Source organism: Caulobacter sp. 602-2, from assembly GCF_011043625.1.
Classification (GTDB): domain Bacteria; phylum Pseudomonadota; class Alphaproteobacteria; order Caulobacterales; family Caulobacteraceae; genus Caulobacter.
Genome location: NZ_JAAKGT010000007.1, coordinates 103064 through 122461, shown reverse-complemented (window position 1 = coordinate 122461; position 19398 = coordinate 103064). Strand labels below are relative to the sequence as shown.

Sequence of the window (19398 nt, the reverse complement as noted above, 5' to 3'; positions counted from 1 at the left end):
CACTCCTGGTACGGACGCTTTCCTGGGGAAGACGCTAGTCCCCGGGCCCCGGCGGCATAACTAGGGTTATCCCTAGCTAGGGACGCTCCCAGCTATCGACGCCCCCTGCCCCCAGCCATCGTCGCGCCAGTCGAGGCGCAACGGAGGCTTTCATGTCCGGTCTGAACGCAGCCGAGTCCATCGGGGCCTCCAGTCGCGCCGCATCCAGCGCCGCCAGCGTCTCCACCGAGGCTTCCGGCCTGCTGGCGGCCAGCCGCACCGGCGGCCAGCTGAACACCAGCGAACTGGCCGGCCAGCTTTCCGAGATCGCCAAGTCCGATCCGGCCAAGGCCCAGAGCCTGCGCGCGCAGATCGAGGCCGACCTGTCGCCCGCCGACCAGAAGCGCCTGGCCGACGACATGGACGCGGCCACGGCCGCCCAGAAGCAGGAGCTGATCCTCGACCTTGGCCAGATGGCGCTGGACGTGGCGGGCCTGTTCGACCCGACGCCGATCTCGGACGGCGTCAACGGGGTGATCTCGCTGTTCCGCGGCGACTTCCTCGGCGCGGGCCTGTCGGCCGTCAGCATGGTTCCCTACATCGGCGACGCGGCCAAGCTGGGCAAGCTCGGCAAGTGGGCCGAGACGGTGAGCAAGGCCGCGGACCTCGCCAAGGTCGACAGCGCCTTCGCCGCCGCCGCCAAGCCGGCGCTGGAAAAGCTGAAGGGCGCGATCGACGCCCTGCCGCTGGACAAGCTGCCCGACAGCGCCCGCCAGACACTGGAAACCGCCAGCCGCAAGCTGGACGAAGCCCTGTCGGTGCGCCCCCGCGTCGAGCTGGAGCAAGGCGCCAAGGGCGGCTGGAACGCCAAGCTGAACGGCGAACTGGCGCCCAACACCGACTATGTGGTCAGCGGCCGCTACACCTATTCCACCGACGCCAGCGGCCGCGTCGAGCAGGTGACCGGCACGCTCGACCTGAAGCACGCCGACCGCAACGGCTACCAGCAGACCAAGGCGGGCCAGGAAGGCGGGATCAAGGACGGGGTCGACGGCGACGAGGGCGGCCACCTGATCGCGGCGATCTTCAACGGCCCCGGCGAGCAGATAAACTACCACGCCATGGACGGCACGCTGAACAAGAGCGGCTGGAAGGTGATGGAGAACGAGTGGGCCGCCGCCCTGAAGGAGGGCAAGCAGGTCGACGTCGACATCAAGGCGGTGTTCGAGGGCGCCTCCAAGCGGCCCGACGCGTTCAGGGTGGAGTACGTCATCGACGGCAAGCCCTCGACCCGCACCTTCTTCAACGACTAGATTTGGCGTCCACGCCTCCCGGAGGATTCCATGGCCGACATCGACAGCCCCGAAGGCATCTACCGCCACGTCGGCCAGGCCCTGGCCGGCAGCGTGGCCGAGCCCTGGTCGGAGATCCGCCTGAACATCGACGTCATCGACGGCTCGGTGGGCCTGACGGGCGACTACACCAAGGCCGCCGGCGGCGTGGCCGACCTGGACGTGCGCAAGCTGGACTATTCGGTGTCGAAGGCGCTGCGCAACCTGCACCGCCTGACCGCATCGAGCGCCCACGAGCCGTGGTCGAAGGCGGTGTTCTCGCTGAAGTCGGACGGCGCGTTCGACCTGAAGTACGACTACGCGGCGGCGTAAGGCGCCACTCTTGGCCCACTGCGTCAGTACGGCATGACCGGAGTGACGATCGTGCCGTGAACGCCGATAGCGACCGCGGCGAGACAACACACGCCCACGGGCCAACGCCGCCATCCCTTGAAGAAGACCAGGAACGCCAAGCCAAAGCCGATCAACAGGATCTGGTAGAGCGTCCGGTCTAGACCCAGCGACATAGACAGCGGCAGATAGAAGATCGCCAGCAGCAGAAGCAGGCCGCTGGCGATGATCTGCCCGGTAGCGCCTGCGCGTCCCATCTACCCGCCTCCCCCTGTGTCGCCCGTTCCGAAGGACCCGGACGCCGGCTCACGATCTCTCGGAAATGGCGACGTTTCAACGCCCCCTGCGCCCCGGCGCCAGCAGCACGCCGGCCGCCGCGACCAGCATCGTCGTCGCCACGATCGCCGATGCCCGCAGGCCCGTGGCGATCCCCGCCCCGGCCAGCGCTCCGAAGATCGCCACCCCGGCCGCGCCGCCCACCTGGCGGCAGGCGTTGAGCACGCCCGAGGCCGCGCCGGCGTCGTGGCGGTCGACATTGGCCAGCAGGCCGCTGGTCAGGGCCGGAATGGCCAGCCCCATGCCGCCGGGGATCAAAGCAAAGCCCGGCAGCATGTCGAGTACGCCGCTGGCCGGTCCCAGCCGCGCGGTCAGGGCGTAGCCGCAGGCGGCGATCAGCACCCCGCCGCTGGTGACGGCCCGGACGCCGAAGCGTCCGACCAGGGATCCGCTGGCCAGGTTGGAGACGATGAAGGTGGCCGTCAGCGGCAGGAAGGCCAGCCCCGCCTTGCCCGGCGACCAGTGCAGGGTGCGCAGCATGTAGAGGCCGAGCACGAAGATCAGGCCGTAATAGGTGAAGTTCAGGGCCGAGCCGACGACCACCGCGCTCCAGGCCGGGCGGCTGCGAAAGACGGAGAGCGGCATGGCCGGATATCGGGCGTGGCGCTCGAACACCACGAAGGCCAAGGCCAAGATCAGGCCAGCGACGAGGGCCGCCAATGGCGCGCCGCCCCAGCCGCGATGACCGCCCTCGATCAGACCGCCGACCAGCAGGGTGACGGCGGCCACCGCCAGGGCTTGCCCCGGCAGGTCGAACGGGACCTTGGGCTTGGCCGGGGTCGCCGGGGCGACCAGCAGGGCCAGCACCGCCCCGATCGCGCAGAGCGGCAGGTTGACGAAGAACACCCAGCGCCAGCCCAGGGTCTCGACCAGCAGGCCGCCCAGAACCGGTCCGGCGGCGATCGACACCCCGCCGGCGGCGGTCCACCAGCCGACCGCGGCCGCGCGCCGGCGATCGTCGCCATGGGCGGCGTGGGCGATCAGGGCCAGGGACGGCGGGATCAGCAGCGCCCCGGCCGCCCCCTGCGCGACCCGGGCCAGGATCAGGCCCAGCGGCCCCGTGGCGAACCCGCAGGCCGCCGAGGCCAGGCCGAACAGGACCAGCCCCGCCAGGAGGGCCCGCTTGGGGCCGATCCGGTCGCCGATCGCCCCGGCCGACAGCAGCATGGCCGCCAGGGCCAGCACATAGGCGTCGACCACCCACTGCAGCTGGGCGGTGGGCGCGCCGAACGCGTCGCCGATCGCGTCCAGGGCGACATTGACGATGGTGACGTCCAGCTGGGTGACCAGGAAGCCGAAGCTGGCGGCGGCCGTGATCAGCGGCAGGCGGGAGGGCTGGGTGCTCATGGGCCTCGTCATGCGCCGTCCGCGCCGCCGGATGCTACATGCGTCGATGAACCATTGCGGCGACGATCGGGGTAGAGTGGCGCCATGGACGCCAATATCGCCAGCCCCGCCGCCCTGATCGGCGATCCGGTCCGCGCCGCCATGCTGCAGGCGCTGCAGGACGGCCGCGCCCAGCCGGCCGGGGCCCTGGCCTGGGCGGCGGGCGTCACGGCCCAGGCGGCCAGCAACCACCTCTCCAGGCTGGTCGAGGGCGGCCTGCTCAGCGTCGAGCGCGAGGGTCGCCACCGCTATTATCGCCTGGCTTCGGCCGAAGTGGCGCACGCCATCGAGGCGCTGTCGGCGATCGCGGCCCCGGTGCGGTCGCTGGAGGTTCCGCGCTCGCCCAAGGCTCGCGCCCTGCGCGACGCCCGCTGCTGCTATGGCCATCTGGCCGGACGGCTGGGCGTGAAGGTCGCCGACGCCCTGGTGGAGCGCGGGCTGCTCACGCCGGCCGACGACAAGCGCTATGCGGTGACGGACGAGGGCCGGGCCTGGTTCGGCGAACTGGGGATCGAGGTCGCCACCCTCGCCTCCCCGCGCGGCGTCGCCCGCCAGTGCCTCGACTGGACCGAGCGCCGGCATCACCTGGCCGGGCCGCTGGGCGTGAAGCTGCTGGCGGCGATGCGCGAGCGGGGCTGGCTGGCGCTGGAGGCCAAGGGACGGGCCGTGCGGCTGACGGCCGAGGGCGTGATCGCCTTGCGCGGCCTGCTCGGCGTCGGCCTGGACGACGACGGCCGCGTCGCAGCCTGAGGCCATTTTCCATCCCGTCATTCCCGCCCTTGTGGCGGGAAACCCTGGTTCCGCTCGCAAGGGCAGCGCAAGCAGCGTGCTGAGCACGCCGCCCCATCCGTACTTGCGGCCGAGAGAGGGGTTCCCGCCACAAGGGCGGGAATGACGGGATTTGGTGTTGGGCGCCGTAGATCCTGCCCCCACCGCACTAGGGAATTCCCCAACTATCCCCTCCCCGCCGCCGCGCGCAGCATCGCGGTCCTGACGAAGACGCCGAGGGACAGAGGGCCATGCGCATCGATGGCGGATCGGGGATCAGCGCGACGAGCGAGCGCTTCGACAGCAGCGCCGGCGCGCGGGTCGCCGTCGACGCCCGGGTGGCGGCCGAATGGGACGCGCCCGCCTCGCGGCCGGCGGTCGCCACCACGGCCCAGGCCGAGGTGCGGATCTCGGCCGCGGCGGCGGGCGGCGGCAAGTCCGCGGAACTGGCCGAAGCCCGGGTGCACATGGCCCTGGCCGCCGACGTCTACAACGACACGCCCAACCCGCCGCCGGGCTGGGAGGTGGCGAGCGCCGACGACCTGGCCCGCCTGGGCCTGGACGCCACCGACCTGGAAGAGCCGGGCTCAAGCTTCCGCGCCCGGGTCTATGTCGACGCCCAGGGCGACTATGTCGTGGCCTTCCGCGGCAGCCAGAACGCCGAGGACTGGCGTAACAACTTCCAGCAGGGCCTGGGGCTGGACTCCGGCCACTACGACAAGGCGCTGGTGATCGGCGAACGCCTGCGCACCGCGGGCGAGGACGTCACCCTGACCGGCCACTCGCTGGGCGGGGGCCTGGCCTCGGCGGCGGCGGTGGCCTCGGGCCTGTCGGCCGACACCTTCAACGCCGCGGGCCTGCACGAGGACACGCTGGAGGCGGCCCGGGCCGGCGGCGCGGCCGCCCCGCAGGTCGACGCCTACTATCTGGACGGCGATCCCTTGAGCCGCGTGCAGGACGGCGGCGACCGCTGGCTGGGCGCGGGCCTGGGCGGCCTGCTGGGCGGCATCCCCGGCGCGATCCTGGGCGGCCTGCTGGCCGACGCGCCGCCGGCCTATGGCGAACGCCACGTGCTGGCGCCGGTCGGGCCCGAAGGCCAGTCGGCGGGCGACGCCTCGCTGGGCGACCTGCACGGCCAGGCCTGGCTGTCGTCCAGCCTTGACGCGGCCTACCGCGCGGCGGCCAACTGAGGCTCGTGACCCGCACAGCAGCAATCGCCGCCCTGGCGGCTTCGATGGTGATGATGACGGACGCCGCGCTCGCCTCGTGTTTCGTGGGCGGAACCGCCCTGCCCGACAGCCGCTCGGCCTTGGCCGCCGCCGATCACGGCCAGGCCGGACGCGACCTGATGGCCGCCGTGCTGAAGGGCGACGTCGACGAGGCGCGCCGCCGCCTGCGCGCCGATCCGGCCCTGAAGGCCACGCGCGGCGGGCCGGGGGGCGACCTGCTCAGCCTGGCCATCGCCCGCTGCGACAAGCCGATGGTGAGCGCCCTGCTCGATCTGGGCGTCCCGCCCGACGGCGCCGCCGACGCCGTTCCGCTGAGCCTGGCCCTGCGCGCCACCGACCCCGCATTGGCGACGCAGCTGCTGTCCGCCGGAGCCAGCCCGCAGCGGCGCGCGGCCTACTGGCCCTTGAAGGCGGCGATCGGCCTCAACTCGCTGGGCGCGGTGCGGCTGCTCCTGCAGCATGGCGCCAGGATCAACGACCACGACGCCACCGGCGCGACGCCGCTGCGGCTGGCCGTGGAGCAGCAGAACTTCCGCATCGCCGACCTGCTGCTGGAGAAGGGCGCCGATCCCTGGGCCGTGGGAAGCAACGGCGAGACGGTGGGAACCGTGCTGTCCGGCCCCATGCGTCCCGGCGAGCCCGAGGAGCAGGCGGCCCGCCCGCGCGTGCTCGACGGCCTGAAGGCCGCCGGCTGGCGCATTCCGGGCGCGCCCGACGCCAAGGAGACCCGCCGGCTGGTGCTGACCGGCGCCTGGCCGCCGCCCGAAGCCCGCGCCGCCGGCTGGAAAAATCCGCCGCCGGCCGACGTCGCCGACCGGATGCGGCGCTTCTGGACCGAGAGCGGCGACAAGCGCCCGCGCTGACGGAATCACCCGCGACTCGCAGGCGATGCGATTCCATCGCCGACAGCGTCGCCGACGACGCGCAAAACGCGCGCCGAATGGCCGCCCAACAAGGGCTAAACATCTGATTTTAAAGGGGGATGGCGGAGACGGAGGGATTCGAACCCTCGATACCCTTTTGAGGTATGCCGCTTTAGCAAAGCGGTGCCTTCAGCCTCTCGGCCACGTCTCCTCCTGAGAGGGAGCGGTTCGATAGCCTGTTCGCTCGCGAATGACAATCGAGGCGTGAAGGAAAATCGCGTTAACGCGACGCTCAGACGGCCACGCTAGGTTGAACCCCGTTCTCCCGTGCGCAGAAGCCCAAGAGCGATCATGAGTTCCGCCCTCGCCCGCCCCGCGGACGCAAGCCATGCGTCAGCCGCCGAACGCAGCCGGCGCGGACCGTTCCGGCCGGAACGGCTGACCCCGGCTCGCGCCAGGGTGCAGATCCAGAACCTCACTCGCGCCCTCCGCATCGTCGATTCGATTCTCGCCGCCGCCCTGGCGCTCTGGCTGGCCCGCGATGGAGGCCTCGTCGCCCCGCTGGTGGGCGCGGCCGTCCTGCTGGTCGTGCTGCATGGCCTGGAAGCCTACGCCTTTGCCCATCGCGAGCCCCTGATCCGCCACCTGCTGCGCGTTGGCGCGGCCATCGGGGCCTCGGCCATCGCCGTGCAGGCCGTGGCGCTGACGCCGCTGGCCCGTGGCGAGCACGTCGTCGCCCGCTGGCTGCTGACCGCCCTGCCCGCCTTCGTCGCGCTGCACGCGACCTGGTGGGTCCTGGTCCGTCACGGTCGCCGCACCGGCAGGCTGACCCCCAACATCGTGCTGGTCGGCGCCACCACCAACGCCGAGCGGCTGATCGCCGCGGCCCTGCGCACCGGCGAGGTCAATGTGCTGGGCGTGTTCGACGACCGCGCCGCCCGCGCGCCCGAGGCCGTACTGGGCGTGCCGGTGCTGGGCGACACCAAGGCCCTGGTCGACCACCGCATCATGCCCTTCGTCGATCGCGTGGTGATCGCCGTCGAATCCACCGCCCAGGCCCGCGTCGGCCAACTGGTGGAGCGGCTGTCGGAACTGCCCAACCCCGTCAGCATGATCGTCGATGTCGGCGGCGACGCTGATCGCGACGCGGCCCTGTCGCATCTGGCCGACCTGTCGGGCGCCCCGACCGACGCCCGCCGGGCGACGGTCAAGCGAATCCAGGACCTGGCGGTCGCCGGCGTCGGCCTGATCCTCGCCGCCCCGGTCATGCTGGGCGTGGCCCTGGCCGTGAAGCTCGACAGCCCCGGCCCGATCTTCTTCCGCCAGCGCCGCCACGGCTTCAACAACGAGACCATCCTGATCTGGAAGTTCCGCTCGATGCGGCACGAGATGGCCGACGCCCGCGCCGCCCGCCAGATCAGCGCCGACGACGACCGCGTCACGCGGGTCGGCAAGTTCATCCGCAGGACCAGCCTCGACGAGCTGCCGCAGCTGTTCAACGTGCTGTCGGGCGAGATGTCGATCGTCGGCCCGCGCCCCCACGCCATCGGCATGATGACCGGCGACGTGGAGTCGGCCAAGCTGGTGGCGACCTACGCCCATCGCCATCGCATGAAGCCCGGCGTTACCGGTTGGGCGGCCATCAAGGGCTCGCGCGGGGCCGTCGACACGCCCGAGCTGGTGCGCCAGCGCGTGGCCTACGACGTCGAGTACATCGAGCGGCAGTCGTTCTGGCTGGACCTCTACGTGATCCTGATGACCGTCCCCTGCCTGCTGGGCGACAAGACCGCCGTGCGCTGACCATGTTCTGGCGTGGCGTCCTGGGCTACCTGCCCGTCAACATCGCCCAGGGGGTCGTCGGCCTCCTGACGATCGTGCTGTTCACGCAGATCCTGTCTCCGGCCGAGTACGGGATCTATGCGCTGGCGTTCTCGGTGCTGAGCCTGACCCAGACGGCGTTCCTGACCTGGACCGAGGCCGCCATGGCCCGCTTCCTGGCCCGCGCCGATGAGGACGGCCGCCTGCCCGACCACTTCGCCACCCTCTATCGCCTGTGGATCCTGATGGCCCTGGCGATCCCAGTGCTGGCCGCCTTGGTGCTGCGCTTCTGGCCGATGGCCCCGGCGCTGAAGGCGGCGATCGCCGCCGCCTTCGCCGCCGCGGCGGTGAAAAGCCTGGCCAAGATGTCTCAGGAGCGCCGCCGCGCCGCCGGCGAGGTGTCGGGCGCGGCCCTGCTGGACGTGATCCAGACGGTCGGCGGCTTCGCCCTGGGGCTGGTGCTGGCCCTGGTGGGCCTGGGCGGCGCAGCCCCGATCCTGGGCACGGGCGCGGTCGCGCTGCTGTGCCTGGTGTTCGTGCTGCCGACGGACCTCAAGCGCCTGAAGGGCGGAAGCTTCGACAAGGCCATGGCCAGGACCTACGCCGCCTACGGCGTGCCGGTGGCCTTCTCGCTGATCCTGGCGCTGGTGCTGTCGACCACCGACCGCTTCCTGCTGGCCGCCTTCCTCGACGAGAGCGCGGTCGGCGTCTACCACGCCGGCTATTCGCTGGGCTCGCGCACGCTGGACGTGGTGTTCATCTGGCTGGGCATGGCCGGCGGTCCGGCCATGGTCGCGGCGCTGGAGCGCGGCGGCCGGCCGGCGCTGGTGGAAAGCGCCCGCGAGCAGGCCGACTTCATGGTGCTCTTGACCCTGCCGGCCGCCGTCGGCCTGGCCCTGGTCGCCCGTCCGCTGACCGAGGTGATGATCGGCCCGGCCCTGCGCGAGGGCGCGGCGGGCGTGACGCCGTGGATCGCCGCAAGCGGCTGGCTGTCGGGCGTGACCACCTATTACCTGCTGCAGGCCTTCACGCTGGGCCGGCGCACGACGATGCTGAGCGCCTGCATGGCGATCCCGGCCGGCGCCAACCTGGCGCTGAACCTGATCCTGATCCCGCGCTTCGGCCTTTCCGGCGCCTTGTGGGCGACCACCGCCAGCTACGCCCTGGGCGCGATCGCCGCCGGCGTGTTGGGCCGCAAGGCCTGCGCCCTGCCGATCCCGTGGGAAACCCTGGCCAAGACGGGCCTGGCCTGCGCCCTGATGGCGGCGCTGGTGCTGGCCCTGCCCGACATCGGCGGTCTCTTCGAACTGATCCTCAAGGCCGGCCTCGGCGCGGCGACCTTCGGCGGCGCGGCCCTGCTGCTCGACGCCGGCGGCGCCCGCGCAAGGCTGGCCGTCATCACCCGCAGGTTCCGCACCGCATGAGCGCCCCGATCACCGAAACCGTGACCGACAACGCCGCCTGGGCCGGCGCGACGCCGCGCCTGTCGGTGCTGATCCCCACCTATCGCGACGACCCGGCCGCCCTGCTGCGCGCGTTGGACGGGAAGGACGCTTCCGCCGAGATCGTGGTGCTGGACGACGGCGGCGGCGACGAGGCCCTGGCCGCGCGGATCGGCAAGATCACCGCGGGCCTGAAGCGCCCCGCCCGCTTCGTACGCCTGTCGCGCAACGCCGGCCGCGCCCAGGGCCGCAACCGCCTGGCCGCGCACGCCCGGGGACGCCACCTTCTGTTCCTCGACAGCGACATGCTGCCCGACCCGAAGGACTTCCTGGCCCGCTGGCTGGCGGTGGCCGCCGACGACGCCCCAGTGGCCTTCGGCGGCTTCACGCTAGACCAGACCCCTATCCGTCCCGAGCACGCCCTGCATCGGGCCATGGCGCTGAAGAGCGACTGCACGCCCGCCCCGCAGCGGTCCCAGGCGCCGGAGAAGCACGTCTTCACCTCCAATCTGCTGGTGCGTCGCGACGTCTTCGAGACCATCGCCTTCGACGAGGGCTTCGCCGGCTGGGGCTGGGAGGACGTCGAATGGGCCATGCGGGTGGCGCGCGCCCATCCGATCCTGCACGTCGACAACACGGCCACGCACCTCGGTTTGGATCCCGCGCCGGTGATGGCCGCCAAGTACGAGCAGTCGGCCGCCAACTTCGCCCGCGTGGTGGCCGCCCACCGCGACGTGGTCAGCGCCTATCCCAGCTACAAGGTCGCCAAGGCCCTGAAGGCGGTTCCGCTGCGCGGGACCTGGCGGCCCTGGCTGAAGGCCGTCGCCCTGGCCGAGAGCCTGCCCACCCCGCTTCGCGCCTTTTCCATGCGGCTCTATCGGGCCGCCCTCTATTCGGACGCCGTGTGATGACCGCAGTCGAGCAAACCTACGAGAAAGTCGACGCTTACGAGCCGGACCGCTCGCTGAAGGGCAAGGTGCGCCGCCGGCTGATCCGCCTGCAGCACCGCCGCCCGGCGCGGGTGAAGCTGGAACGGCCGATCGTGTCGTTCAGCTTCGACGACGCGCCCGCCACCGCCTGCGAGGCCGGGGCCCGGGTTCTGGAAAGCCGGGGCTTTCGAGGCACCTACTATTTCGCCGCCGGCCTGACCGGACGCGACGGCCCGATGGGCCGCTACGCCACCGGCGAGGACGCCGCCCGGCTGCACGCCGCCGGCCACGAGATCGGCTGCCACACCTTCAGCCACCTCGACTGCGGCCAGGCGACGACGCAGGTCGCGCTAGCCGACGTGGCGCAGAACACCGACGCCCTGGCGGCGTGGGGCGTGGGAAACGCGGTGAGCTTCGCCTACCCGTATGGCGACGTGGCCGCGCCGGCCAAGACAGCCCTGGCCGGCCGCTTCAAGACCCTGAGGGCCCTGCACCACGGCCTGATCGCCAACGGCGCCGACCTCAACCAGGCGCCGGCGGTCGGCATCGAGGGCGAGGACGGCGAGCAGGTGGCCCTGCACTGGCTGGACCAGGCGCACCGTCGAAAAGCCTGGCTGATCCTCTACACCCACGACGTGGCCGAGCAGCCGTCGGCCTGGGGCTGCACGGTGGAAGCGCTGGAGCGGCTGGTCGACGGCGCGGTCAACGCCGGCTTCGACGTGGTGACCGTGGCCGAGGGCGCCCGACGGATCGGGCTGTAGCGCCTACTGACGCGTCCGCGAGGTCATCCCTGCCGCCGCCGCGTCGTCGGCCATCTGCGGGTCGATCTCGGGCGCGGGCTTGGGCGTGGCGGGGGGAGCCTCGACGACCGGCGGCTTTTCGGGCTCGGGCGCGACCGCCGGCGGCGGGGCCTGGGCGGCGGGCGTGCGGGTGGTGGCGGCGCTGGCCGCATCATCGGCCGCGGTGCGGACCTCGGCGCCTTCCTCGTAGCCGGAGCTTTCGAAACCGACCCCGGCGCTGACCACCAGGATCACGCCCAGGGCGGCGACCGCCCCGACGACGAAACCCAGGACGATCCATCCCAACGGATTGCCGCGACGTTCGGCCTTGGCCATCTGGAGCTCCCTAAAGGGAAGGCTCCGATCCTAGGAGCCGACCCAGCGTCGGACCGCGCCGACATCGACGTGAACGAAATTGCTGACGGGATAGTACCCGACGCCGCCCTGCTTCAGGTCGAGGGCCGCAGTCCTCAGCCGATCCAGGGAGACATCCTCCAGATAGAGATCGATCGCCTTGCCGTCCATGTGCAGGCTGCGCTTGGCGACCTCACCGCTGCGCGCGTGCAACATCGCGTTGGTCTTGGGCGAGCGATAGCCGGAGATGATCTGGAAGTGCGACTTGCTTTCCGTGCGGGCCGCGAGACCAGCCATGATGTCGAAAAGCTTGGGATTCATCGGGGCGACGTCGCCCGTGCGATAGTCGCGCAGCACCTTGTCGAGGGCCTGGACGGCGTCGGGGACGTACTCGCCCTTCTCGAAATAGACGGCCTCGAGCTTTTCCTGGGTGTGCACGTTGTGCAGCTTCACCCAGCGCGGCTCGGCGGAAATGATGCGTTTCGGCTCGGGCGCGGGAACCGGCGCTTCGGGAAGGCCGTTATCGGGCATGCCTTCGGCGGCATTGCCCAGGTCGCCCTGCTTCATCAGCAGGTCGGCGATGGGGTCGGCCCCAGGGCCGAACTTGGACTGTGCGAAGGCCGCCATCGGCCCGACCGCACTGGCGCCCAGCACACCCAGGCCAAGGCCCAGGAGCTTGCGTCGTTCGATCATCGATACGCTTTCCCGACTGACTGCGTCAGGCCGCCCAAGGGGCCGCCCGCGCTCACTTAGAACGCGATAAACTTTCCGGATCGGAAAAGCTTACGCACAAAAAGAGGCCTGACGAAGGCCGTCGGGTCAAGCCGGGCGGATGGACGCGCGGCCGCTGAAAGCATGAGCATTCACCGCTCCTGCCACGCTTCAACTGCTGCAAAGACAGCGGCTTGAGAGCTTGGGCGAGGCGCTCAGACGGCTTTCGATGCGGCGATACGCTGCACCAGCGTCCGATCCCAGCCGTACGGATCGTCGCGGAAATTCACCTGCCCGTCGGGGGTGACGTAGGCGGTCCAGTACAGCAGGTAGACGGCCATCGGCTTGGGCAGCTGGGCTCGCACGGTCTTGCCCGAGGCGATGGTGGCGTCGACGTTCTCGGGCGTCCATTCGGTGCTGCCGTCGAGCAGTTGCTTGGCCAGCGGGATGGGCTTTTCCAGGCGCACGCAGCCGTGGCTGGCCAGACGGCTGTAGCTGGCGAACTTGGCCCGCGACGGGGTGTCGTGCAGGTAGACGCCGTAGGGGTTGTTGAAGTCGAACTTCACCAGGCCCAGCGCCGCCTTGTCGCCGGCCTTCTGCTGCAGGCGCGTGCCGCCGCCCTCGGTCGGGATGACGATGAAGTCGTTGCGGGCCAGATAGCCCGGATTGGCGCGCTCCTTGGGCCACAGCTCCTTGGTCGCGATGGAGCTGGGCACGTTCCAGGGCGGGTTGAGCACGATCGAGTGGATCTGCGACTGCAGCATCGGCGTCTCGTCGCCCGGACGGCCGGTGACGGCGCGCATGGTCAGGGTCGGCGCGTCGTGGTGGAAGACGCTCATCACGGCGGCGGCGATGTTGACCTGGATGCGGTCGGCCGGCAGCTCCTCGGGCAGCCAGCGCCAGCGCTCCATGTTGGCGACGATCTGATCGATGCGCAGCTGCACCGGCACGTTCAGCGCCGCCAGCGTGCCCTTGCCCAACACGCCGTCGGGATTGAGGCCGAAGCGCTTCTGGGCGCGCATCAGGGCCTGCTGCAGGGCCTCGTCGAACACCGGGGCCTTGTCGACGGCGATGGTCGGATCCTCGACCGCCAGGCGCGCTTCGAGCTGGGCGATGCGCGGGTCGCCCTTGTCGCCCAGCTTCAGCGGCGGGCCTTCGGGGATCACGGCCCAGCCGCCCTTGGCGGCCAGATCGCGATAGACGACGAGGCCCTTCTGCAGGGTCTGGTAGCCGGTATAGGGCGGCGACAGGTCTTCCAGCCAGCCGGCCAGGCGATCGTTCTGCACCGCGGCGGCGAAGCCGGGCGCGGGATCGTAGGCGGCCGGGCGCAGGCCCCAGTTGCCGTCGAAGTCGGCGGGCGCCAAGCGGCCGCTGTGCACGGCCTTGGCGTAGCGCATGGTCAGGGCGACCAGCTGGGTGACGCCGGCCTGGCGATCGGACGCGCTGCGCGAGTCCAGCAGGGCCAGGGCGCGGTCGGGCGCGAAGGCGCCGGGCTCGAAACCGTGCGAGGGGGCGTCGTTCAGAGCCTTGGCCAAGAGGTCGATCTGGTCGGCGCGCAGGGCCGGCGGCGCGGGCACCGCCACGGGCGCCTGCTGCGGCGCGCGGGCCGGCCGGACCTGAGCTTGAGCGAGAACGGCCGGGGCCGCCGACATCCACAGGGCCGCCCCGAGCAGGACGGTCGAAACTTTCAGGCTCTGGCTCACCGTCGACGGGTCTCGCACGCACGTTGCACGCGGCCCCTCCGCGCGCTTCCCAAATGGCAATTCCGCGTCGGGGTCGTCAACGCGAGGATCGTGAAACTGCAACGGCCAAGGTCCCGTTTTGGTTCTTTCTCACGTTGCGGAACCTTCCGGCCACACTCGCGGTTTGCAGTTCGACGACGGCGCCTTTGCGCCACAATCGTCCTTGTCAGGACAGCCAAGATGAGAATCGCCCAGGTTCCGCCCCTGTATGAAGCCGTGCCCCCACGGCTCTACGGGGGCACCGAAAGGGTGGTCGCGCACCTGACGGACGCGCTTGTCGACCTTGGCCACGAGGTCACCCTGTTCGCCTCCGCCGAAGCCAGGACCAAGGCCGACCTGCTGGTCGTCCGCGACCAGGCCATCCGCCTGGACCCCGCCCCGCTGAAATCCGACCTCGCCGCGCACCTGGCCATGCTGGCCGAGGTTCGCCGCCGCGCCGACGCCTTCGACGTCATCCACTTCCACACCGACATGCTGCACTTCCCGCTGTTCGAGGACGTGGCGGAAAAGACCCTGACCACGCTGCACGGGCGGCTGGACCTGAAGGACCTGCCGGGCGTCTACCGGCGCTGGCCGCAGTTTCCGCTGGTCTCGATCTCCGACAGCCAGCGCACGCCCCTGCCCTTCGCCAACTGGGCCGGCACGGTGCTGCACGGCATGTGCGCCGAGATCTACGAATATCACCCGAGATCGGAGGGTTACCTCGCCTTCCTCGGCCGGATCTCGCCGGAGAAGGGCCCCGAGCGGGCGATCGCCATCGCCAAGCGCATGGGCCGCCGGCTGAAGATCGCCGCCAAGGTCGACGTCGCCGACCGCGAATACTTCCACGCCGTCGTCGAGCCCCTGCTGGACCATCCGCTGATCGAGTTCGTCGGCGAGATCGGCGACGCCGAGAAGTCGGCCTTCTTAGGGGGCGCCGACGCCCTGCTCTTCCCCATCGCCTGGCCCGAGCCGTTCGGCCTGGTGATGATCGAGGCCATGGCCTGCGGCACGCCGGTGATCGCCTACCAGTGGGGCTCGGTGCCCGAGGTGATCGAGGAAGGCGTCACCGGCTTCATCGTCGACGACGAGGATGAGGCGGTGGCCGCGCTTCGCCGCCTGCCCGACCTGTCGCGCCAGACCGTGCGCGAACGGTTCGAACTGCGGTTCTCGGCCCACGCCATGGCCCGTCGCTATCTCGACCTCTACGCGCATCTGGACGAGGCGGCCCGCGCGCCGCGCCTGATGTTGGCCCAGACCGCGTGACCTCAAAGACGGCCGAAGCCCGCCGGGTTGACGCCGCATTGTGTTTCCAAGTTCAGCGACCGCGCCTCCCCTGGCGCGGCCGCTGATCGCGTTTAGACAAGGGGCATCGAGATGGACGACATGGCGCCGACCCCGGTGACGGCGGGCGAGCATGGCGAGACCGGCGAACCGCGCGTGCCCTATCGGCTGTTCGCCCTGAAGGATCGCGACACCTTCCTGGTGGCCGACGCCTTCGGCGACGTGCTGGGCGCGGCCGACGGCCTGTTCCACGACGACACCCGCCTGCTGTCGCGCCTGCGGCTGCTGATCGGCGGCCGGCCGCCGGCCCTGCTGAGCGCCAGCGTCTCGCAGGACAACGTGTTCTTCACCTCGCACTCGACCAACCAGACCCTGCCGTCGCTGGGCGGGGCCTCGGCGCCGCACGGCGCGATCCATGTCGAGCGCAAGCGTTTTCTGTGGGCCGAGCGCCTCTACGAGCGCCTGCGGTTCGTCAACTACAGCCGCGACATGGTCATCCTGCCGGTGGCCCTGGAGTACGACGCCGACTTCCACGACATGTTCGAGGTGCGCGGCTCCAAGCGCAAGGCCAGGGGCCGGGTGCTGCCGGCCGAACTGAACGGCCGCTCGGTGCACTTCGCCTACCAGGGGCTGGACGAGCTGCGCCGCGACAGCGTGATCGCCTTTTCCGAACCGCCCGGGCGCCTGACGCCTCAGCGGGCCGAGTTCATGTTCATGCTGACGCCGGAGACCCACTTCGACCTCTATCTCGAGGTGGGCCCCGTGCCCGACCACCCGCCGACCCGCGAGCGCTGGCGGGCCGCCGCCGCCCGGGCGCGACTGGACATGCGCGGCCGTCGCCGGCGCGGGGCGCGGCTGAAGTCGTCGGGCCGCCTCTTCAACGACTGGCTGGAGAAGTCGCGGGCGGATCTGGCCTTGCTGACCACCGAATTCGAGACCGGCCCCTATCCCTATGCCGGCATCCCCTGGTTCTCGACCCCGTTCGGGCGCGACGCGATCATCACCGCCTGGCAGGTGCTGTGGATCGAGCCCCGGCTGGCCAAGGGCGTGCTGGGATACCTGGCCGAACATCAGGCCGAGGAGGTCAGCGCTTTTCGCGACAGCGCGCCCGGCAAGATCATGCACGAGACCCGCAAGGGCGAGATGACGCGCCTGGGGGAACTGCCGTTCGGCCGTTACTACGGCGGGGTCGACACCACCCCGCTGTTCGTGGCCCTGGCCTGCGCCTACGCCGAACGCACCGGCGACCTGGCCTTCATCGACACCCTGTGGGACGCCCTGCGGGCCGCCGTGGCCTGGATCGAGCAGTTCGGCGACAGCGACGGCGATGGTTTGATCGACTACGCCCGCGGCGCCGACACCGGCCTTTCCAACCAGAACTGGAAGGACAGCGAGGACAGCGTCTTCCACGCCGACGGCAAGTTCCCCGACGGGCCGATCGCCGTGGTCGAGGTGCAGGGCTACGCCTTCGCCGCCTTCAGGGGCATGGCCGACCTGGCCCGCCGTCGGGGCGAGACCGCCGACGCCGAGCGCTGGGCGGCCAAGGCCGAGCACCTGCGGACCATGGTCGAGGAGCGGTTCTGGATGGAGGACAAGGGCTTCTACGCCATGGCCGTCGACGGCCACGGCAAGCCCTGCCGCGTGCGCGGCTCCAATCCGGGGCACCTGCTGTTCTGCGGCCTGCCCTCGCCCGAGCGCGCGGCCAAGGTGGCCGACACCCTGCTGTCGGCGGCGTTCAACAACGGCTTTGGCGTGCGGACCCTGGCCGAGGGCGAGCCGCGCTTCAATCCGATGAGCTATCACAACGGCTCGGTCTGGCCGCACGACACGGCGATCTGCGCCATGGGCCTGGCGCGCTACGGCCATCGCGACGGCGTGGTGCGGATGACCTCGGGCCTGTTCGAGACGGCTGCCCATTACGAGATGCGGCTACCGGAACTGTTCTGCGGCTTTCCCCGGCAGCCGGGCGAGCCGCCGGTGGCCTATCCGGTGGCCTGCCTGCCCCAGGCCTGGGCCGCCGGCTCGGCCTTCATGATGCTGCAGGCTTGCCTGGGCATCACCGTCGACGGCTGGGCCGGCGAGATCCGCATCCAGGAGCCCCGCCTGCCGATCGGCATCGACAGCCTGTCGATCGAGAACCTGGGCGTCGGCGAGCGCCTGACCGACCTGGCGTTCGAGCATGTCGGCCGCCATGTCACCGTCCAGGGCGGACGGCGCTCGACCGTGCCGATCCTGACCCGCTGCTGATTTTCCCAAAAGCGTAACAAGAACAATGACCATGCCCCAGAACCTCGACCTGTTCCCGATCGGCAACTGCTCGGTCAGCGCCCTCATCGACCGCGACGGCCGCTTCGTGTGGGGGTGCATGCCCCGCATCGACTCCGACCCGGTGTTCAGCACCCTGCTGGGGGGCCTCGAGCCGCCGTTCGAGGGCGGCAAGGGCCTGTGGGACGTGGTGGTCGACGGCGCGGTGAAGATCGAGCAGGCTTACCTGCGCAACACCCCGATCCTGCGCACCGTGGTCACCGACGCCGACGGGGCGAGCCTGGAGATCATCGACTTTTCCCCCCGCTTCCAGCAGTTCGGCCGGATCTATCGCCCCACCGCCTTCATCCGCCTGGTGCGGCCGATCAACGGGGTGTGCCGCGCCACCATCCGCCTGCGCCCCACGGCCAACTGGGGCGGCCGCCTGGCCGAGCACACCAACGGCTCCAACCACATCCGCTACCTGTGCTCGGACATGACGCTGCGGCTGACGACCGACTGCCCGGTCTCGCACATCCTGGAAGAGCGCACCTTCCGCGTGGAGCGGACGCTGGCGATGTTCCTGGGCGCCGACGAGGGCTTCGACGCCGACGTCGGCGCGACCTGCGCGCGGATGCTGCAGCAGACCGAGGACTATTGGCTGAACTGGGTGCGGGGCCTGGCCGTGCCGCTGGACTGGCAGTCGGCGGTGATCCGCGCGGCCATCACCCTCAAGCTCTGCATGCACGAAGAGACCGGCGCGATCGTCGCGGCCATGACCACCTCGATCCCCGAACACGCCAACAGCGGCCGCAACTGGGACTATCGCTACTGCTGGCTGCGCGACGCCTACTACGTGGTGCAGGCCCTGAACCGGCTGGGCGCGGCCGACATCCTGGAGAACTACCTCTCCTACCTGCGCAACATCGTCGACCGGGCGGCCGGCGGCCACATCCAGCCGCTGTTCGGGGTGGGCTACGAGCCGGCGCTTGTGGAACGCTTCGCCCCCGACCTGCCCGGCTATCGCGGCATGGGGCCGGTGCGGATCGGCAACCAGGCCTTCGAGCACCAGCAGCACGACGTCTACGGCCAGATCATCCTGTCCTCGACCCAGGCCTTCTTCGACGAGCGCCTGCTGCGGCCGGCGACGGTCGACGACTTCAAGGCGCTGGAGCCCGTGGGCGAACGCGCCTTCCAGCTGCACGACCAGCCCGACGCCAGCCTGTGGGAGTTCCGTGGCCGGGCCAACGTGCACACCTATTCGTCGGTGATGTGCTGGGCCGCCTGCGACCGCCTGGGCAACGTCGCCGAGAAGCTGGGCCTTACCGACCGCGCCCAGTTCTGGAACGACCGCGCCGCCAAGGTGCGCGAGGCCATCGACACCCACGCCTGGAACGAGACGCTGGGCCGGTTCGCGGCCACCTTCGGCGGCGAGGAGCTGGACGCCAGCCTGCTGCAGCTGGTGGACCTGCGCTTCATCGCCGCCGACGACCCGCGCAACAAGGCCACGGTGGCGGCCATCGAGGCGGGGCTGCGCAAGGGCAGCTACCTGCTGCGCTATGCCCTGCCCGACGATTTCGGCACCCCGCAGACGGCCTTCAACATCTGCACCTTCTGGCTGGTGGAGGCGCTCTATCTGGAAGGCCGTGTCGAGGAAGCCCGGGCGCTGTTCCAGGAAATGCTGGACCGCCGCACCTCGGCCGGACTGCTGTCTGAGGACATCGGATTCGAGGACGGCGAGCTGTGGGGCAACTACCCGCAGACCTATTCGTTGGTAGGTCTGATCAACTGCGCGGCGCTGCTCAGCAGGCCCTGGACTTCGGTACGCTGAAGCTAGGTCAACCCCTTCGGCCTCACGTTTTGGTCAGTCAAA

At 70.7% G+C, this 19398-nt stretch carries 17 protein-coding genes, 1 tRNA gene and 1 pseudogene; 12 read left to right on the top strand and 7 right to left on the bottom strand.

Annotation, left to right across the window (positions count from 1 at the left end):
* The first annotated feature begins 152 nt into the window (after positions 1-152).
* Together G5B46_RS15540 and G5B46_RS15535 are read left to right on the top strand one after the other, a co-directional pair.
* On the top strand, positions 153-1292 hold the full coding sequence (locus G5B46_RS15540) for a DNA/RNA non-specific endonuclease (RefSeq protein ID WP_205691707.1): 1140 nt from the start codon (positions 153-155) through the stop codon (positions 1290-1292).
* 30 nt (positions 1293-1322) lie between these two features.
* A complete protein-coding gene (locus tag G5B46_RS15535) occupies positions 1323-1643 on the top strand; it encodes a hypothetical protein (RefSeq protein WP_165260081.1) in 321 nt (106 codons plus the stop codon).
* A 23-nt stretch (positions 1644-1666) separates the two neighbouring features.
* Here G5B46_RS15535 and G5B46_RS15530 read toward each other — a convergent pair whose 3' ends face one another.
* The gene (locus G5B46_RS15530) at positions 1667-1918 is read right to left on the bottom strand and encodes a hypothetical protein (protein ID WP_165260079.1); all 252 of its coding nucleotides are present in this window, start codon (positions 1916-1918) and stop codon (positions 1667-1669) included.
* A gap of 76 nt (positions 1919-1994) precedes the next feature.
* On the bottom strand, positions 1995-3356 hold the full coding sequence (locus G5B46_RS15525; RefSeq protein ID WP_165260077.1) for an MFS transporter: 1362 nt from the start codon (positions 3354-3356) through the stop codon (positions 1995-1997).
* 72 nt (positions 3357-3428) lie between these two features.
* Here G5B46_RS15525 and G5B46_RS15520 point away from each other — a divergent pair, with 72 nt between their 5' ends.
* The 3 genes from G5B46_RS15520 to G5B46_RS15510 all read left to right on the top strand — a co-directional run bounded on the left by G5B46_RS15520 (position 3429) and on the right by G5B46_RS15510 (position 6243).
* Positions 3429-4133, top strand: coding sequence for a winged helix-turn-helix domain-containing protein (locus G5B46_RS15520; protein ID WP_165260075.1), 705 nt, complete (start codon positions 3429-3431; stop codon positions 4131-4133).
* Positions 4134-4402: 269 nt separating this feature from the next.
* The gene (locus G5B46_RS15515) at positions 4403-5341 is read left to right on the top strand and encodes an Mbeg1-like protein (protein WP_165260073.1); all 939 of its coding nucleotides are present in this window, start codon (positions 4403-4405) and stop codon (positions 5339-5341) included.
* A gap of 44 nt (positions 5342-5385) precedes the next feature.
* Positions 5386-6243 (top strand): ankyrin repeat domain-containing protein, encoded by an 858-nt coding sequence (locus tag G5B46_RS15510; protein WP_165260071.1) that lies wholly within the window; start codon positions 5386-5388, stop codon positions 6241-6243.
* A 120-nt stretch (positions 6244-6363) separates the two neighbouring features.
* Here the strand turns inward: G5B46_RS15510 and G5B46_RS15505 are convergent.
* Together G5B46_RS15505 and G5B46_RS24475 are read right to left on the bottom strand one after the other, a co-directional pair.
* Positions 6364-6454 (bottom strand) — tRNA-Ser (locus tag G5B46_RS15505).
* A 297-nt stretch (positions 6455-6751) separates the two neighbouring features.
* Positions 6752-6865, bottom strand: a pseudogene (locus G5B46_RS24475) (IS5/IS1182 family transposase); the annotation flags it as partial.
* Between G5B46_RS24475 and G5B46_RS15500 the strand changes: the two are divergent.
* From G5B46_RS15500 to G5B46_RS15485, 4 genes are read left to right on the top strand one after another with little or no spacing between them, the layout of a single operon-like run.
* Entirely contained in the window at positions 6832-8043 is a 1212-nt protein-coding gene (locus G5B46_RS15500; RefSeq protein WP_346764939.1) for an exopolysaccharide biosynthesis polyprenyl glycosylphosphotransferase, read from the top strand. The pseudogene G5B46_RS24475 and the gene G5B46_RS15500 overlap by 34 nt on opposite strands.
* A 2-nt stretch (positions 8044-8045) precedes the next feature.
* Entirely contained in the window at positions 8046-9485 is a 1440-nt protein-coding gene (locus G5B46_RS15495; protein ID WP_165260067.1) for a lipopolysaccharide biosynthesis protein, read from the top strand.
* Complete coding sequence (locus tag G5B46_RS15490; RefSeq protein WP_165260065.1) at positions 9482-10411, top strand: glycosyltransferase family A protein; 930 nt, start codon at positions 9482-9484, stop codon at positions 10409-10411. The genes G5B46_RS15495 and G5B46_RS15490 overlap by 4 nt, the downstream gene beginning before the upstream one ends.
* Positions 10411-11193, top strand: coding sequence for a polysaccharide deacetylase family protein (locus G5B46_RS15485; RefSeq protein WP_165260063.1), 783 nt, complete (start codon positions 10411-10413; stop codon positions 11191-11193). Before G5B46_RS15490 ends, G5B46_RS15485 begins: the two co-directional genes overlap by 1 nt.
* A gap of 3 nt (positions 11194-11196) precedes the next feature.
* Here the strand turns inward: G5B46_RS15485 and G5B46_RS15480 are convergent, their stop codons facing one another.
* The 3 genes from G5B46_RS15480 to G5B46_RS15470 form a co-directional block, all read right to left on the bottom strand.
* Positions 11197-11547, bottom strand: a complete 351-nt coding sequence (locus G5B46_RS15480) for a hypothetical protein (RefSeq protein WP_165260061.1) — start codon at positions 11545-11547, stop codon at positions 11197-11199.
* 30 nt (positions 11548-11577) lie between these two features.
* Positions 11578-12258, bottom strand: coding sequence for a DUF882 domain-containing protein (locus G5B46_RS15475; protein ID WP_165260059.1), 681 nt, complete (start codon positions 12256-12258; stop codon positions 11578-11580).
* A gap of 233 nt (positions 12259-12491) precedes the next feature.
* Entirely contained in the window at positions 12492-13928 is a 1437-nt protein-coding gene (locus G5B46_RS15470) for a L,D-transpeptidase family protein (RefSeq protein ID WP_165260252.1), read from the bottom strand.
* Positions 13929-14198: 270 nt separating this feature from the next.
* Between G5B46_RS15470 and G5B46_RS15465 the strand changes: the two genes are divergently transcribed.
* The 3 genes from G5B46_RS15465 to G5B46_RS15455 all read left to right on the top strand — a co-directional run bounded on the left by G5B46_RS15465 (position 14199) and on the right by G5B46_RS15455 (position 19356).
* Positions 14199-15263 (top strand): glycosyltransferase family 4 protein, encoded by a 1065-nt coding sequence (locus G5B46_RS15465; protein ID WP_165260057.1) that lies wholly within the window; start codon positions 14199-14201, stop codon positions 15261-15263.
* A gap of 111 nt (positions 15264-15374) precedes the next feature.
* Positions 15375-17528, top strand: a complete 2154-nt coding sequence (locus G5B46_RS15460; protein WP_165260055.1) for an amylo-alpha-1,6-glucosidase — start codon at positions 15375-15377, stop codon at positions 17526-17528.
* Between the two features lie 31 nt (positions 17529-17559).
* The gene (locus G5B46_RS15455) at positions 17560-19356 is read left to right on the top strand and encodes a glycoside hydrolase family 15 protein (RefSeq protein WP_165260053.1); all 1797 of its coding nucleotides are present in this window, start codon (positions 17560-17562) and stop codon (positions 19354-19356) included.
* Positions 19357-19398 lie beyond the last annotated feature (42 nt).